Below are 14,637 nucleotides of genomic sequence, written 5' to 3'. Positions count from 1 at the left end.
GACAGGGTTTTTCATCATGCTCGGCCTAGAAGGGGGAAACGTTCAGGAAGAACCGCTGCATCCAGCCCATGTGCTGCGCCTCGTTGATGTAGCCGTTGCCCACGTACTCGATGCGCGCATCGGCCACCGCCGTGGACGGCACGGTGTTCTGGGTGGTGATGAAGCGCGGATTGACCACCCCGCCGAAGCGGATGAACTCGGTGCCCTGATTGATCGCGATCTGCTTCTCGCCGCGCACCCTGAGGTTGCCGTTGTTCATCACCTCGATCACCGAGACGGTGATGGTGCCGGTAAAGGAGTTGTTGGCCTGGGAGCCGCCGCCGCCCTCGAAGTCCGAGTCGCCGTCGATCTCGAAGCCGTAGTCCAGCAGGTCTTCCAGGCCATCCGGCACCTGGGTGAAGGTCAGGCTGGAGCTGCCGTCACGATCGGCGTTGGAGCGGGAGTTCTTGCTGGCGCTCACCTCTTCGTCCAGCACGATGGTCAGGATGTCACCGACGCTGCGCGGACGACGATCCTCGAACAGCGGCTGGTAGCCCCGGGCCTTCTGGAAGATCGAGCCGTTGGCCACCGGCAGCGGCCGATCGGGGATCTCGATCTGCTCCTGCTCGCCCACCACCGAGGCGTGGGGAATCTGGGCGCAGCCGGCAAGCGTCAGCAGCACCAGGGCCAGCGCCAGCGTCGCCAGGCGCAGAACAGCATGAGCCCCACCGTGTGGCGCGCCAGATGATGAGGTCGTGTCAGGGTGCATGGCCATCTCCAGTGCCACCGCGGAATTTATTGTCAGCGTCGTGACTAGGCGCTACTCGAAAAGTGTCGACGAGCGAAGGCACTTTTCAGACAAGCCCTAGAGTTGTGCCAGGCGTGCCAGCATCTCATCACTGGTCTGCACCGCCTTGGAGTTGATCTCGTAGGCGCGCTGGGTCTGGATCATGCTGACCATCTCTTCCACCACGTTGACGTTGGAGGTCTCCACATAGCCCTGCAACAGTCGGCCGGCACCGTTCATGCCCGGCATCAGTTCATTGCGCGGTCCTGATGAGCTGGTCTCGAGGTACAGGTTGCCGCCGATGGACTGAAGGCCGGTGGCGTTGACGAAGGTGGAGATGGTGATCTGGCCCACCTCGTCGGACTCGCTGGTGCCGGGCTGGGTCACCGAGACCACGCCGTCCTCGCCGATGTCCACCGACAGGGCGTTGTCGGGGATGATGATGGCAGGCTCCAGCGGGTAGCCGTTGGCGGTGACCATCTGGCCGTTCTCGTCGAGCTGGAAGCTGCCGTCACGGGTGAAGGCGGTGGTGCCGTCGGGCATCAGCACCTGGAAGAAGCCTTTGCCGTTGATCGCCAGATCACGCGAGTTCTCGGTGGCCTCGAGCCCGCCCTGGGTGTGCAGGCGCTCGGTGGCCACCGGACGCACACCGGAACCGATCTGCATGCCCGAGGGCAGGCGGTCCTGGACGTTGTTCTGGGCGCCGGGCTGGCGCATGTTCTGGTACAGAAGGTCCTCGAACACCGCCCGGGACTGTTTGAAGCCGTTGGTCGAGACGTTGGCCAGATTGTTGGAAATCACGTCCAGCTGGACCTGCTGGGATTCGAGTCCGGTCTTGGCCGTCCACAGCGACTTGATCATGGTTCTTCTCTCCCTCGGTCAGGAGGCTCCCCTGACCGCTCAATAATTCGGCCCTGGCCGTCGGTTGAAGGGCTCAGCCGTTCAACGACAGCAGGCTGTTGGCCTTCTGGGCGTTCTCGTCGGCGGTGCTGATCATCTTGGTCTGCAGCTCGTAGCGCCGCGCCACATCGATCATCGCCACCATGGACTCCACCGGATTGACGTTGCTGCCCTCCAGCGCCCCGCTGACCACCCGTACCTGGTCGGAGGCCGCCAGGGCGGCAGGCTCGCCATTCTCTCCGATGGAGCGAAACAGGCCGTCGCCGCCCCGGGTCAGCTCGCCGGGCTGCGGCTCGACCAGCTTGAGCCGGCCGATCTCGGCCAGGGCGTCGGGGTCCTGGCCCATGCCGATCGCACTGATGGTGCCGTCGGCACCGAGGAACAGCTCGGCCTCCAGCGGCACCTGGATCGGCCCACCCTCGCCGATCACCGGGCGCCCCACCGAGGTCAGCAGGCCGTTGCCGTCCACCTGCAGGTCGCCGCGACGGGTATAGGCCTCGCTGCCGTCGTCGCTTTCCACCGCGAAGAAGCCGTCACCGTCGATGGCCACGTCCAGGGTGCGGCCGGTACGGGTGATGGCTCCGGGGGAAAAGTCCGCCCCCGGGGTCGAGGCGGCGGTGGACACCCGGGTGTCGAGACGCGCCTCGCCCTCGACCGGCACCGCACGCATGGCGTGAAGCTGGGCCCGGAAGCCCGTGGTCGAGGCGTTGGCCAGGTTGTGGCTGACCACCGACTGCTGCTCCATGGTCTGGCGTGCGCCGCTCATGGCGGTGTAGAGCATGCGATCCATCTACGACTCCCCTGGAAGGTATGAGAGGCCGCCGCCCGAGGCAGCGGCCGGCGTGGTCATCAGCGCAGGTTGATGGCGGTCTGCAGCACTTCGTCCTGGGTCTTGATGGTCTGCGAATTGGCCTGGTAGGCGCGCTGGGTGACGATCATGCTCACCAGCTCCTTGGCCATGTCGACGTTGGAGGTCTCGATGGCGCCGGACTGGATGCCGCCCAGCAGGCCGGTACCCGGGGCACCGACCAGCTCCTGGCCGGAGGCGTCGGTGGCGGCCCAGGTGTTGTCACCGGCGGGTGACAGGCCCTCGGGGTTGCGGAAGCTGGCCAGGGCGATCTGGCCGGCCGGGCGGGTCTGCTCGTTGGAGTAGCTGCGCACTACGGTGCCGTCACTGTCGATGCTGATGCCGACCAGGGCGCCGGAGGTATAACCGTTCTGGTTGAGCGAGGTGGTGCTGGCATTGTTGCCGAACTGGGTGGAACCGGAGATATCGAAGGTCAGCGCCATGTTGTTGGCACCTCCCAGAAATGGATTGGCGGCGAAGGTCAGGTCGAACTGACCGCTTTCCGGCAGCTTCAGCTGGCCATTGGCGTCAAACTCCATCGGCATTTCCTTGGGAGCCGCACCGTCCATCAGCACCATGCCGTCCATCGCGGTGGTGGCGGTCCACTTGTTGTCTCCCGTCTTTTGGTAGTAGACGGTGACATTGCGCGGGTTACCCAGCGAGTCGTAGGCGGTGAAGTTGTTGGAATAGTGGTAGTTCAATTCCACTTTGTCGGTGCCGACCGAGCCCGCCAGGGTGACGCTGTTGAGGTCTTCGCCGGCAACCTTGCGCGAGTCGAGGTTGAAGGTGGTGGACACCTCGGTGGTGGCGCTGGCCGGCATCTCGTCGGCCTCGATCTGCAGCACCTCAGGCTGGCCGCCCACCTGGACCGCACCGGCGGCGTTGACGCCGTAACCCATGATGCGCGCGCCCTGGGCGTTCTGCAGGTAGCCGTCCGGGGTCATGGTCAGCTGGCCGTTGCGGCTATACACCACCTGGCCGTTCTGCTCCATGCGGAAGAAGCCGTCGCCGCTGATGCCCAGATCCAGCGGTCGGTTGGTGGACTCCAGGTTGCCGCCGCTGAAGTCCTGCAGCACGGTGGAGACCTTGGTACCCAGGCCGATCTGGGAGTTGGCGAAGACGTCGGCGAACTGCGCACTACCGCTCTTGTAGCCCACGGTCTGGGAGTTGGCGATATTGTTGCCCAGCACGTCCAGGCTGTCGGCGGCGGCGTTCAGACCACTCAGCGCTTGTGAAAAACCCATGTCAATCTCCTTATACGTTTCCCTGCGTCGATGACGCGACGGTCATCCTGCGTTCGCTACAGAATCTGGCGGATATCGCTCAGCGCCACCTGCCCGTAGACGGCACCCAGATCGAGTTGCACCTGGCCGCTGTCATCCGCCGGGGACACCCCGCCGACCTGGGCGTAGTTGAGCGCGGTCACCGCAAGCTCCTCGCCCTCGACGCCGGTGGCCTCGATGCTGACGTGATAGGCACCTTCGGGGGCCGCCACGCCTTCACCGGTCATGCCGTCCCACTGGAACGACTCGGTCCCGGCGGAGGCCGGGCCCAGGTTGTAGCTGTTGATGACCTCGCCGGACTCGTTGGTGATGGTCACCTTGACCTCAGCGGCGGGGCTTTCCAGCTCGACGCCGAAGGGCGTGGAGACTGGCGCGCCTTCGTCGTTGTGGGCCATGACGATGCGATCCCCCGGCACCAGCACGCCCTTGCCGATCAGCCCGGTGGCCTGCAACGCCTGGCCGGCGTTGATCTGGCCGGTGATCGACGACATGGTCTCGTTGAGAGACTCGATGCCGGACACGGTGTTGATCTGGGCCAACTGCGAGGTCATCTCGCTGTTGTCCATGGGGTTGAGCGGATCCTGGTTCTGAAGCTGGGTCACCAGCATGGTCATGAAGTTGTCGCCGAGCTCGTCGGACGCCTGCTTGGAGCTGGCCTGAGCGGTGGCGGCGTTGACCGATTGGTAAACGCTTGCATCGATGGTGTTGGCCATGGGTTTAGCCCTCGCCCAGGGTCAGGGTCTTGAGCATCAGCTGCTTGCTGGTGTTCATGACCTCGACGTTGGCTTGATAGGAGCGGGAGGCGGAGATCATGTTGACCATCTCGCCCACCGGGTCGACGTTGGGCATCGCCACGTAGCCGGCGTCATCGGCCAGCGGGTGCTCGGGACGATACTCCTGGCGCAGCGGCGAGGGGTCCTCGACCACCTCGCGCACACCGACACCGCCGATGCCGTCGCTGGCGGCACGGGACTCGAACACCGCCTGGCGGGCGCGGTAGGCCTCGCCGTCGGGGCCGGCCACGCTGTCGGCGTTGGCCATGTTGCTGGCGGTGACGTTCATGCGCTGGGCCTGGGCTGACATCGCCGAGGCGGAGATATCGAAGATCGAAAACATCGACATGGGGCGCTCTCCCTGCTTGGAAACTGAGATGGACCGGGCTTACTGCTCGGGCTGCATGGCCTGCTTGAGGCCCTGAATGCGACTGTTGAGGATCGTCAGCGCGGCCTGGTATCGCACCGAGTTGTCGGTGAAGGCGGCCCGCTCGCGGTCCATGTCCACGGTGTTGCCGTCGAGGCTGGCCTGCTCCGGTACGCGGTACTTGAGCTCGCTGCCGCCAAGCGACATCGCCTGGCCATGACCCGACAGGTGGTGACTGGACGTCCGCGCCAGGGCCAGACCAGGCTGATTCGCCCCCTTGGTCGCGGCTTCCAGGGCCTGGGAAAAGTCCATGTCGCGTGCCTTGTAGCCGGGGGTATCGGCATTGGCGATATTGCTGGCCAGGACCTTCTGGCGTTCCTGTCTAAGCGACAGGGCCTGCTGGTGAAAAGCGAGCGAGGCCTCGAGCTGATCGATCATCCCGGTGCGCTCCGTAAGCAAGGGAACAAAGAGACAAGGGGTTCGACGATGAAGAATACCCAGGCCCCTGTCTGCACAAAGCCGTGAACAGCCCCCATTACCACGCCCATTTCAGACCATGCGTCGATGCCGGCTTCTCTACACTGGTGTGCCATGGCCCTTGAATGGCCAGGCAAGCGCCCTTGAAAGGCCAGGAAAACGCCCTTCAAACGGCCCCGGGCGCTAAAGATCGCACCGACCACCGGTAACCCGATGTCTCGATCCTCATCTGTTGTACAAGCCACTGCTTCCCTGTCCTGGGTCATCGCCCGGGCGGCGCTGGTGCTGTGTGTCAGCACAGGCTTTGCCGCCAGTACCGGTTACGCCGCCGCCCAGGCCAGCGGCCAGGCGGTCGATGACGGCGGTGTCGATGCGGGCACCGGAGAAGCGCTGACACGGGTGGAGAGCTTTCTGTTCGAGCAGGCCCTGGCCGACGGCGCCCGGCCGGGCGATCTGGATATCCAGGTATTCCCGCCGGCGGCGAGCCTGGCCGACTGCCGACAGCCGGAGCCCTTCCTGCCCCGAGCGGGGAGTCGGCTGGCCGGACGCGTCTCGGTGGGTCTTCGCTGCGAGGGTGAGCGCCATCGCAGCCGCTATCTGCAGGCCGAAATCACCCGGCTGGGCGAGCGCCTGGTGGCGGCGCGGGACATCGCCCCCGGCGAGCGCCTGAGCGCGGACATGCTGACCAGCGAGCGCTTCGACGTAAGCCGACTGCCGTCCCAGGCGCTGACTGACCCACAGGCGGCCATCGGTCAGATCGCCCGACGCGGGATTCGCCAGGGCCAGGCGCTGTCGGCTCATCAGCTGACGTCACCCAAGCTGGTGAGACGCGGCGAGCAGGTCGCGGTGGAAGCCAGTGGGCGGGGCTTTCGCATCAGCCGCCAGGGCGAGGCGCTGGAGGCCGGCGGCCTCGGCGATATCGTGCGGGTAAGGGTGGATCGGCGCCAGATCCTCGACGCCCGGGTGGTGGAACACGGCCGGCTGGCGGTAACCTACTAGGACGTTGATGAAAAGTGCCTGCGCTCGGCGACTTTTCGGGTGGCGGCCAGGTGGGTTTCCACAGCTAGACGGGCACGAAAATCATCCGCGTCTGCCGGCCAGACCTAAAGTTCTTGTTGCCGGCCAGACCTAAAGTTCTTGTTCTTGCGGCCGATGATGTACATAGACGCAGACATTCGGATCAACGGCGACAGCCAGCGCCTGGTCCCATCGCCATTCTCGTGAGGCCTTGCCCGTGAAGATCGATTCGCAACATCCTCTGACCCGCCCCGCCCACAGCGAGGGGCCGCAGCAGAGCGACAAGCTCCAGCAAAGCGAGACGCAAAAAGCCGCTGGCGCCGGTGTCGAAGCCGGTGCCCAGGCCCACCTGAGCCGCCCGGCGGCGGACACCAGCCAGGACATCGACAGCGCCCGGGTCGAACAGATTCGTGACGCCATCCGCGAGGGACGCCTGGAAATCCATCCGGAGCGTATCGCCGACGGCCTGATCGACAGCGTCCGCGACATGCTCGGCGATACTTCAGAGGACTCGCGGTCGTGAGTCTGGCCCGACTGCTCAACCAGCAGCGTGAGCGACTCGCCGAGCTGCTGACCCTGCTGGGCGAGGAACAGGAGTGCCTGGTTCAGGGCCAGGTCGACAGCGAGGCGCTGGTGGCGCTCGCCGGCCAGAAGTCCGAGATCCAGCAAAGGCTTGCCGAGACGGAAGCGCGCCGCCATCAGGTGCAGTGCCGACTGGGCTACCCCGATGACCGCGAGGGCACCCTGCAAGCCGCCCGTGACGCCGGCTGCGAAGCCGCCTGGCAGGCCACCATGGCACTCGCCAGGGAAGTCTCCCGCGCCAATCTGCGCTGTGGCGAACTGCTGGCCCTGCGCATGGAGCACAACCAGCGCATGCTCGACCAGATCCACCGCATCGCCAACGCCAGCGTCTACCAGCCCGACGGCCGCACCCGGCTGCAACCTTCTCGGCTCAACGTCTCGGCCTGATTTCCTGGTTCGAGGTCTTGGCTCGCAGCTTGGGCTCTTAATATCTCGGCCTGACGCCTCCTCTCGGAAACGTCTGCCCGGCTCTGCCACCTTGCCGGCACCGCCACCTTGCCGGCATCAATGCCTGGCTCAGATCGCTATCGCGGGATGCGCGCCGGAGGCCGCCCAGTCCACCAGGGCCTCGCTTTCCAGCGGCGCACCGACAAGACGCCCCTGAATCCGGACCAGTCCCAGCGCCTTGATGGTATCGAGCTGTTCGGCGGTCTCGACCCCCACCGCCACCACGACGAACTCCAGCGTCTCGAGGCAGCGCATCAGAGCCGCCACGCTCTGGCGCATGCTGGTGGAGGGATCGGCCAGGGTCTTGAGGGTCTCCGGCCCCAGCTTGCCCTGGGTCACCGGCAGCGAGGCCATGCCGAACAGATCCACCGGGGAGCGGCCCAGCCCATCGATACCGAGTCGCACGCCCAGGGCGACGATTCGCCTTAACAGGTGGGACTGGCGGTGGCCCACCTCGAACAACCCCGCCCCATCCACCTCCAGGCACAGCCAGTCGAGGCACTCGTGGAGGGAGTGCTGTGCTGCCGCCTCCCCCTTCGCGCCAGACTCGCATAGCTGACGCAGGTAGAGATCCAGGGCGCGGCCATCGTAGCCGGCCTGATCCAGCAGGTGGTGGTGAATGTTCACCGAGATATCCCAGTCGCCCAGCTCGGAGCCGGACTCGCGCCAGCGCCTGCGCTGGGCCACTACCTCCTTGAGCACCCAGCGATCTAGCCGGTCGACCAGCTGCATCTCGGCGGCGAGCCCGACAAATTCTGCCGGCGCCACCTCGCCACGCTGGGGATGGCGCCAGCGCACCAGCGCCTCGAGCCCGCAGCAGCGCCGAGTGATCAGATCGAACTGGGGCTGATACACCAGGTAAAACTGCTGATCGGGGAACATCAGCGCTTCCTGCAGCTCGTGACGGAAGCGCTGCTGGCGCTCCATCAGACGCTGCAGGCTGCCGTCGTAAAAGGCGAAACCACCAGGCACGGCCTCTTCCAGCGCCTTTTCGGCGTGGGCCAGCAACTCACCGGCTTCCTCACCGTCTTCCGGGCACAGGACGATGCCGATACGCGGCTCGATCAGGGCGGGCCGATAGCCGGACAGGGTAAAGGGCGGTTCCAGCGCCTCGAGGCAGCGGTCGGCCACCAGTTGCAGGGTCTCCGGCGTGACGGGATGCTCGAGTAGCACCCCCCAGCGTTCGCGATCGACTTGCACCACGCTGTCTTCCCGGCGCAGCACGTTGACCAGTCGGCGTCCGGCCCGGCGCGACACCCGCGACGCCATTTCGCCGCCATGGTCCACCAGGATGCGCGACAGGCCATGCAGTTCGATCAGCATCACGCCCAGGCGCTGGCCCAGACGGTCGGCGCGATCGAAGGCGTGGGACAGGCGGTCCTCGAAGATCCAGGTACTGGCCACGTTGCCGATATCGGCATGGCGGCGATCCAGTACCGCGTCGGCGTCGGCGTCGAGATCGACGAAGGTGACCAGCCACATCAGCGGATCGGTGCTGCTGTCCAGAGCCGCATCGGCGCCTCGGTCGAAGGCCACGCAGGACATCAGCCCCAGCCGGGCGCTGGCGCTGTCATCCACCGCAAGCCAGGCCTGCTGCCAGTCCTCGCCGGGTGACAGGGTATGGTAGCTGCCCCGCTCCCCCAGCAGATTGACGAAGGGGCGAAACAGCTCGTTGAGGTTGCGGCCCTGCAGCTCGCCGCCGGTGGGACAGGCCAGCTCCGTCAGCGCGGCGTTGGCCCATACCAGGCGGTCGTTGGCATCGATCAGCGCCAGCCCCACCGGGGCGCGGTCAAGCACCAGCCCCGCCACCACCGAGGGGTGATGGGCGACCTTGCCGGCGGAGGCCGCCTGCAACAGCGTCGTCGGGCCCAAGCCCGCTGATCGATCCTTAGCCATGAGCCCTGCCCAGATAGAGGTAAGCGGTGCGCATTACCTAATATAACCACTATCGGCTAGGCCGGCGTACTCTTGAGGGCCGAGATGAGCGGTTTTTACATGAACAGGGCTAGCGCGGACGCAGGCGCAGGGCGTCCATGCCACCGTCCACCGGCAGGCAGACCCCCACCGTCGAGCGATTGGCGGGATCGGCCAGATAGGCCACCGCCTGGGCCACCTCGGCGGCGGCGACCAGCCGTCCGTGGGGCTGGCGGGCCTCCAGCGCCGCACGCTCGGCCTCGGGGTCAGGCGCCTGCGCAAGCAAGCGGCCGATCCAGGGGGTATCCGCGGTGCCGGGCGAGACACAGTTGACCCGAATGCCCTGTTGCAGGTGATCGGCCGCCATGGCTCTGGTCAAGGCCAGCACGGCGCCCTTGGTCGCCGAGTACAGGGCCCTTTGCTGAATCCCCACGGTGGCGGCGATGGACGCCATATTGACGATGGCGGCGGCGTCCGACTCGCGCAGATGAGGCAGCGCCGCCCGAGACACCCGCGCCATGCCGGCGACGTTGACCTCCCAGGCACGCGCCCACTCCTCATCCGGGTTGCCCGCGACATCGCCCTGGGCGCCGATGCCTGCGTTGTTGACCAAGATATCGATACGCCCCAACGCACTGGCGACCGCCGCCACCGCACGCTCTACCTGCTCGCTGCTGGCGACATCGCACGCTTCCCAGTGGTGTTGATTGGCGGGATCTTCGCGATCCAGCACGGCGACGCGGGCGCCTTCAGCGGCCAGGCAGTCGGCGATCGCCGCGCCGATGCCAGAGGCGCCGCCGGTGACGATGGCCACCCGTCCTTCGAATCGAGCTGTCATGGATTAGCCCTCCCAGGCACGAAAGGTCTGACGCTGGCGGCCCAGGCCGTCGATCTCCACCTCGACCACGTCGCCCGGCTTGAGGTAGTCGAAGCGCCCCGAGACCGCTACCCCTTCGGGGGTTCCGGTAGAGATGACGTCGCCGGGCTCGAGCTGCATGTACTGCGACAGATCACGTACGATCTCGGCGCAGCCGAAGATCATGTCCGAGGTGCGGGAGTCCTGGCGCGGCTCGCCGTTGACCCAGGAGCGCAGGCCCACATTGGCGGGATCGAAGGCGTCGGCGGTCACGATCCAGGGGCCCAGCGGCATATAGCCCGGGCTGCACTTGCCCTTGCTCCACTGGCCGCCGGAGACCTCGAGCTGGAACTTGCGCTCCGACAGGTCGTTGGCGAGCACATAGCCACCGATATGACTGGCCGCTTCCTCCAGCGAGTCGCAGTAGCTGGCGGTGCTGCAGATCACGATGGCGAGCTCGACCTCCCAATCGGTCTTTTCCGAACCGCGCGCGATGGTGACGGTATCGTCGGGGCCGGCGACGGTGTTGGGCGTCTTGAAGAAGACGATGGGTTGCTTCGGCGGCTCGGCGCCGGACTCGGCGGCGTGGGCGGCGTAGTTCTGACCGATACAGATCACCGAGCCCACCGCCGCCACCGGCGAGCCGTGGCGCACCTCGTCGGCAAGCTCGACGGCGGTCAGCCGTCCGGCGTCCAGCAGCCGGCGAAGACGCGCCACGCCGTTGTCCTTCCAGAAGCCTGGCCCGAAGTCGCCCACCGGCGAGGCGTCGTAGAGCACGCCTTCGACCTCGACCAGCGGCATCTCGTTACCCATCGTTCCACGGCGCAACAGCTTCATGTGTTCTCCTTCAGCAGGCCTCGCGCCTGCAGTTCGTTCCAGAAGGCCTCGGGGATATCGCACGAGGCCAGTGCATGATTTCGCTTCACCTGCTCAGGCGAGCGCATTCCGGCCATGACGTTGACCACGGCGGGGTGGCGCCACGGGAAGGCCAGCGCCGCCGCCGGCAGGCTGACGCCGTGGGCTCGCGCCACTGCGGCGAGTTCGCGGGCACGTTCGAGCACCGCCTGCGGTGCCTGGCCGTACTCGTAACAGGCATCGGCGGGAGGCTCGTCACGCGCCAGCAGGCCCGAATTGAAGGCGCCGACGGCGACCACACCGACCTTGCGTTCCAGGCAGGCGCTCATCAGTCCTGTCTGCTCCTGCTCCAGCAGGGTGTAGCGACCGGCCAGCATGATCAGGTCAGGCCTGGCCTGATCGACGAAGCGCTTGAGCATGCCGGCGTCCTTGGAGCCCACGCCCCAGGCCGCGATCCGGCCCTGCTCGCGCAGGCGTTCGAGCTCGGGGACCGCCCCCGCCAGGGCTTCCTCGAAGCGGTCCGTGGGCTCTTCCGGGTCATGGATCCAGAGGATGTCCACCGACGCCATGTCGAGGCGCGCAAGCGAGGCCTCCAGGCTCTGCCTGACGCCCTCGGCGGTGTAGTCACGCCGTCGGGTCAGGTCATCGGCCACGTGGAAGCCGTTGGCCTCGTCGCTGCCCTGCGGAGCAGGATTGGGCTCCAGCAGGCGCCCCACCTTGGTGGAGATGACGTAGTCGTCCGGCGAGCGTCCCTTGAGCGCCTTGCCCAGGCGCTGCTCGGACAGCCCGAGCCCGTAGTGCGGGGCCGTGTCGTAAAACCGCAGCCCCAGCTCCCAGGCGGTATCCACGGCGGCCAGGCCGTCCTGTTCGGGGGTGACCTTGCCCATGTTGCCGAACTGCGCCGCGCCGACGCCGAGGCCTTCGAAGGCACGGCGCAGCTTGGGTGGCAGACGGCTGGCGATCGGCGATGTCGTCATCGGGCATCCCTCCTGTGATAGATGTTCAAGGCGTTGTCCTCGGCAACGGCCTGGCGCTTTTCTGCGGGCACCCGCGCCAGCACCCGCTCGCACCAGTCCTTCGGGTCCTGGCTGATCGGGCTGTCGCTGCCGAGCAGGCAGCGCTCGGCACCGAAGGCCTCAAGCGCCACGTCGACGATGTCTGGGGCGTGGCGCTCGAGCTCATCGGCGTCGCGGCACTCCGCCGGCAGCCCGGACAGCTTGCAGTGGACCCTGTCGAGTTCGGCCAGGCGCGCCAGATTGCGCTGCCAGGCCTCTAACGCGACGCCATCACGCGGGTTCGGCTTGCCCATATGGTCGAGCACCACCGTCAGCTCCGGCACTTGTTCAAGCAACGCCAGCAGGCGCGGCAGCTCCCGGTCCCTGACGCAGGCATCGAAGGGCAGGCCCCAGTCGGCCAGACGCTTCAGGCCCTCGACCAGGGCGGTCGAGTCAAACAGCTCGCGGTCCTGCAGCAGGCGTCTGACGCCGACCACCTGGGGCACCTCGGCCAGACTCGCCAGCGCCCGCTCGGCCTGGGGAAGCTCCAGCGCGACACTCGCCACCACGCCGTGGACCCGCAGGTCCCGCTCGGCCAGCGAGATCAGCCAGGCGGCTTCCTCGGCGGGGTCCGGGGCGTCTGCCTCGACCAGCACGTAGCGGCGGTCCTGGCCATCGGGAATCGGCGCCCTGGCGGGCAGGCCCGCATCGGCAAGCCAGGGAATCCGCACCGCACCGGTGTCCCAGACGTGAAGGTGGGTATCGATCATCACGGAACGCCTATGGTCAGCAGAAAGTTGGAGTAGGGGCGGCACTCGCCGGTGGCCACCACCAGGCACACCTCAGGTCCGCGGCAGGCGTCATAGAAGGCCCAGCGATCCAGGCTCGACCAGGCGATCTGCTGGCCTCCCCCATGGCGGTGGTCGGCCAGCCGCTGGCGGCACTCGACCACCGATTCCGAGGCGCCGCCCTCGGCGTCGGCCATGAAGGTGACCTCTTCCACGAACACCGCCTGGGCCAGCGTCTCCATCACCGACAACACCGGCACCATGCCCTCGCACAGGTTGAGGTAGACCCGGCTCGCCGCTGGCGGCGCACCGGTCGCATGCGGATAGAGCGCGTCGGCCACCAGCACCCTGGCGCCGTGTCCGGCGGCGGCCAGGCCCTCGAGCAATGGCGGATTGAGCAGCGGGCCGCGGATCATGCCGGCACCGCCTGGCGCCGACGGGTCCACTCGGTGCCGTTCGGCCAGGCCCAGGCCGCCAGCGTCTCGGCCTTGATCTCGGCGGAATACCCCGGCTCACGCGGCAATGTATAGGCGCCATCTCGCACGACGCAGGGGTCGACGAAGTGTTCGTGCAGGTGATCGACGAACTCGGCCACCCGCCCGTCCACAGGCCCCGACACCGCGATATGGTCGATCATCACCAGATGATTGACCAGCTCGCACAGCCCCACCCCGCCGGCGTGGGGGCAGACGGGCTTGCCGAACTTCCTGGCCATCAGCAGCACCGGGATGATCTCGTTGACGCTGGCAAGACGGCAGGAGTCGATCTGCACGTAGTCGACCGCGTTGGCCTGCAGCAACTGCTTGAACAGCACCCGGTTCATGCCGTGCTCGCCGGTGGCGACGCCGATGCCGAGCGGACGCACGCCATCGCCGATGCTGCGATGCCCCAGTACGTCATCCGGGCTGGTGGGTTCCTCGATCCACAGAAGGTCGTGATGGGAAAGCGCCTCGACCCGCTCGATGGCCTCGGGCACCTCCCAGATCTGGTTGGCGTCGATCATCAGCGCCACGTCGGGGCCGATCACCGAGCGGGCGATCCCCAGGCGACGCTCGTCGTCCTCGGGATTGGCGCCGACCTTGAGCTTGATATGGCGGTAGCCCTCGTCCATCGCTTCCCGGCACAGGCGGGCCAGCTTCTCGTCCGAATAGCCGAGCCACCCCGCCGAGGTGGTGTAGCAGGGAAAGCCCTGCACACTCAGCTCGGCGATGCGCTCCTGCTGGAAGGGCCGCTGTTCCTTGAGCATCGCCACCGCCTCCTCGGCGCTCAGCACGTCACCCAGGTAGCTGAGATCCAACTGCTCGACGAGCACCTCCGGCTCCATCTCGCAGACCAGACGCCACAGCGGCACTCCCGCATGCCGGGCCGCCAGGTCCCAGACGGCGTTCATCACCGCCGCCCGCGCCAGGTGCACCACCCCCTTGTCCGGGCCCAGCCAGCGAAGCTGCGAATCCGCCGCGAGTTCACGATAGACCGCCCCCGGAGACCGGCAGACCTCGGCCACGTCCCGCCCGACCAGCGGCTGGGCGAGGGCCTCCATGGCCTGCAGGCAGATCTCGTTGCCGCGACCGATGGTGAAGGTGAAGCCGCACCCATAGAGCGCGCTGTCATCGGTGACCAGCCTGAGATAGGCCGCCGAGTAGTCGGCGTCCTTGTTGACCGCGTCGGAGCCGTCGCTGCTGTCCGAGGTGGGAAAACGCAGATCCACCAGTTCGATTGAGGTGATGACGGACACGTATCGTCCTCCAGATTCATCAGATGTATTAAAGT

General features: G+C 66.8%; 17 protein-coding genes. 3 read left to right on the top strand and 14 right to left on the bottom strand.

What is annotated here, in order from left to right:
* Positions 1–25: 25 nt before the first annotated feature.
* The 7 genes from C9F12_RS08515 to flgB all read right to left on the bottom strand — a co-directional run bounded on the left by C9F12_RS08515 (position 26) and on the right by flgB (position 5,374).
* A complete protein-coding gene (locus C9F12_RS08515) occupies positions 26–748 on the bottom strand; it encodes a flagellar basal body L-ring protein FlgH (protein ID WP_108448584.1) in 723 nt (240 codons plus the stop codon).
* A 96-nt stretch (positions 749–844) separates the two neighbouring features.
* The gene (flgG, locus tag C9F12_RS08510; protein WP_045992588.1) at positions 845–1,627 is read right to left on the bottom strand and encodes a flagellar basal-body rod protein FlgG; all 783 of its coding nucleotides are present in this window, start codon (positions 1,625–1,627) and stop codon (positions 845–847) included.
* A gap of 73 nt (positions 1,628–1,700) precedes the next feature.
* A complete protein-coding gene (gene flgF, locus C9F12_RS08505; RefSeq protein WP_045992587.1) occupies positions 1,701–2,456 on the bottom strand; it encodes a flagellar basal-body rod protein FlgF in 756 nt (251 codons plus the stop codon).
* A gap of 59 nt (positions 2,457–2,515) precedes the next feature.
* Entirely contained in the window at positions 2,516–3,757 is a 1,242-nt protein-coding gene (gene flgE / locus C9F12_RS08500) for a flagellar hook protein FlgE (RefSeq protein WP_108448583.1), read from the bottom strand.
* A 56-nt stretch (positions 3,758–3,813) separates the two neighbouring features.
* Entirely contained in the window at positions 3,814–4,509 is a 696-nt protein-coding gene (gene flgD / locus C9F12_RS08495) for a flagellar hook assembly protein FlgD (RefSeq protein ID WP_045992585.1), read from the bottom strand.
* Between the two features lie 4 nt (positions 4,510–4,513).
* The gene (gene flgC, locus C9F12_RS08490; RefSeq protein WP_045992584.1) at positions 4,514–4,918 is read right to left on the bottom strand and encodes a flagellar basal body rod protein FlgC; all 405 of its coding nucleotides are present in this window, start codon (positions 4,916–4,918) and stop codon (positions 4,514–4,516) included.
* A gap of 39 nt (positions 4,919–4,957) precedes the next feature.
* Positions 4,958–5,374 (bottom strand): flagellar basal body rod protein FlgB, encoded by a 417-nt coding sequence (gene flgB, locus C9F12_RS08485; protein ID WP_108132049.1) that lies wholly within the window; start codon positions 5,372–5,374, stop codon positions 4,958–4,960.
* Between the two features lie 252 nt (positions 5,375–5,626).
* Between flgB and flgA the strand changes: the two genes are divergently transcribed.
* The 3 genes from flgA to C9F12_RS08470 all read left to right on the top strand — a co-directional run bounded on the left by flgA (position 5,627) and on the right by C9F12_RS08470 (position 7,399).
* Positions 5,627–6,412, top strand: coding sequence for a flagellar basal body P-ring formation chaperone FlgA (gene flgA / locus C9F12_RS08480; protein WP_108448582.1), 786 nt, complete (start codon positions 5,627–5,629; stop codon positions 6,410–6,412).
* Positions 6,413–6,647: 235 nt separating this feature from the next.
* A complete protein-coding gene (gene flgM, locus C9F12_RS08475) occupies positions 6,648–6,953 on the top strand; it encodes a flagellar biosynthesis anti-sigma factor FlgM (RefSeq protein WP_240184210.1) in 306 nt (101 codons plus the stop codon).
* On the top strand, positions 6,950–7,399 hold the full coding sequence (locus C9F12_RS08470) for a flagellar protein FlgN (RefSeq protein WP_108448581.1): 450 nt from the start codon (positions 6,950–6,952) through the stop codon (positions 7,397–7,399). The genes flgM and C9F12_RS08470 overlap by 4 nt, the downstream gene beginning before the upstream one ends.
* A 129-nt stretch (positions 7,400–7,528) precedes the next feature.
* Here the strand turns inward: C9F12_RS08470 and C9F12_RS08465 are convergent, their stop codons facing one another.
* From C9F12_RS08465 to C9F12_RS08435, 7 genes are all read right to left on the bottom strand, one after another.
* Entirely contained in the window at positions 7,529–9,331 is a 1,803-nt protein-coding gene (locus tag C9F12_RS08465) for an EAL domain-containing protein (protein WP_162816419.1), read from the bottom strand.
* 133 nt (positions 9,332–9,464) lie between these two features.
* Complete coding sequence (locus C9F12_RS08460; protein ID WP_108448579.1) at positions 9,465–10,211, bottom strand: SDR family oxidoreductase; 747 nt, start codon at positions 10,209–10,211, stop codon at positions 9,465–9,467.
* A gap of 3 nt (positions 10,212–10,214) precedes the next feature.
* Entirely contained in the window at positions 10,215–11,066 is an 852-nt protein-coding gene (locus C9F12_RS08455) for a fumarylacetoacetate hydrolase family protein (protein ID WP_108448578.1), read from the bottom strand.
* Positions 11,063–12,061, bottom strand: a complete 999-nt coding sequence (locus C9F12_RS08450; protein WP_108448577.1) for an aldo/keto reductase — start codon at positions 12,059–12,061, stop codon at positions 11,063–11,065. The genes C9F12_RS08455 and C9F12_RS08450 overlap by 4 nt, the downstream gene beginning before the upstream one ends.
* On the bottom strand, positions 12,058–12,849 hold the full coding sequence (locus tag C9F12_RS08445; RefSeq protein ID WP_108448576.1) for an amidohydrolase family protein: 792 nt from the start codon (positions 12,847–12,849) through the stop codon (positions 12,058–12,060). Before C9F12_RS08445 ends, C9F12_RS08450 begins: the two co-directional genes overlap by 4 nt.
* Positions 12,849–13,283 (bottom strand): RbsD/FucU family protein, encoded by a 435-nt coding sequence (locus tag C9F12_RS08440; RefSeq protein ID WP_108448575.1) that lies wholly within the window; start codon positions 13,281–13,283, stop codon positions 12,849–12,851. The genes C9F12_RS08445 and C9F12_RS08440 overlap by 1 nt, the downstream gene beginning before the upstream one ends.
* Positions 13,280–14,602: an L-fuconate dehydratase gene (locus C9F12_RS08435; RefSeq protein WP_108448574.1), complete on the bottom strand. Its 1,323-nt coding sequence runs from the start codon at positions 14,600–14,602 to the stop codon at positions 13,280–13,282. The genes C9F12_RS08440 and C9F12_RS08435 overlap by 4 nt, the downstream gene beginning before the upstream one ends.
* Positions 14,603–14,637 lie beyond the last annotated feature (35 nt).

It is taken from the genome of Halomonas sp. BN3-1 (genome assembly GCF_003056325.1).
GTDB lineage: Bacteria > Pseudomonadota > Gammaproteobacteria > Pseudomonadales > Halomonadaceae > Halomonas > Halomonas litopenaei.
The sequence above is the reverse complement of the archived record's forward strand: the minus strand, read 5'-3'. Positions and strand labels throughout refer to the sequence as shown.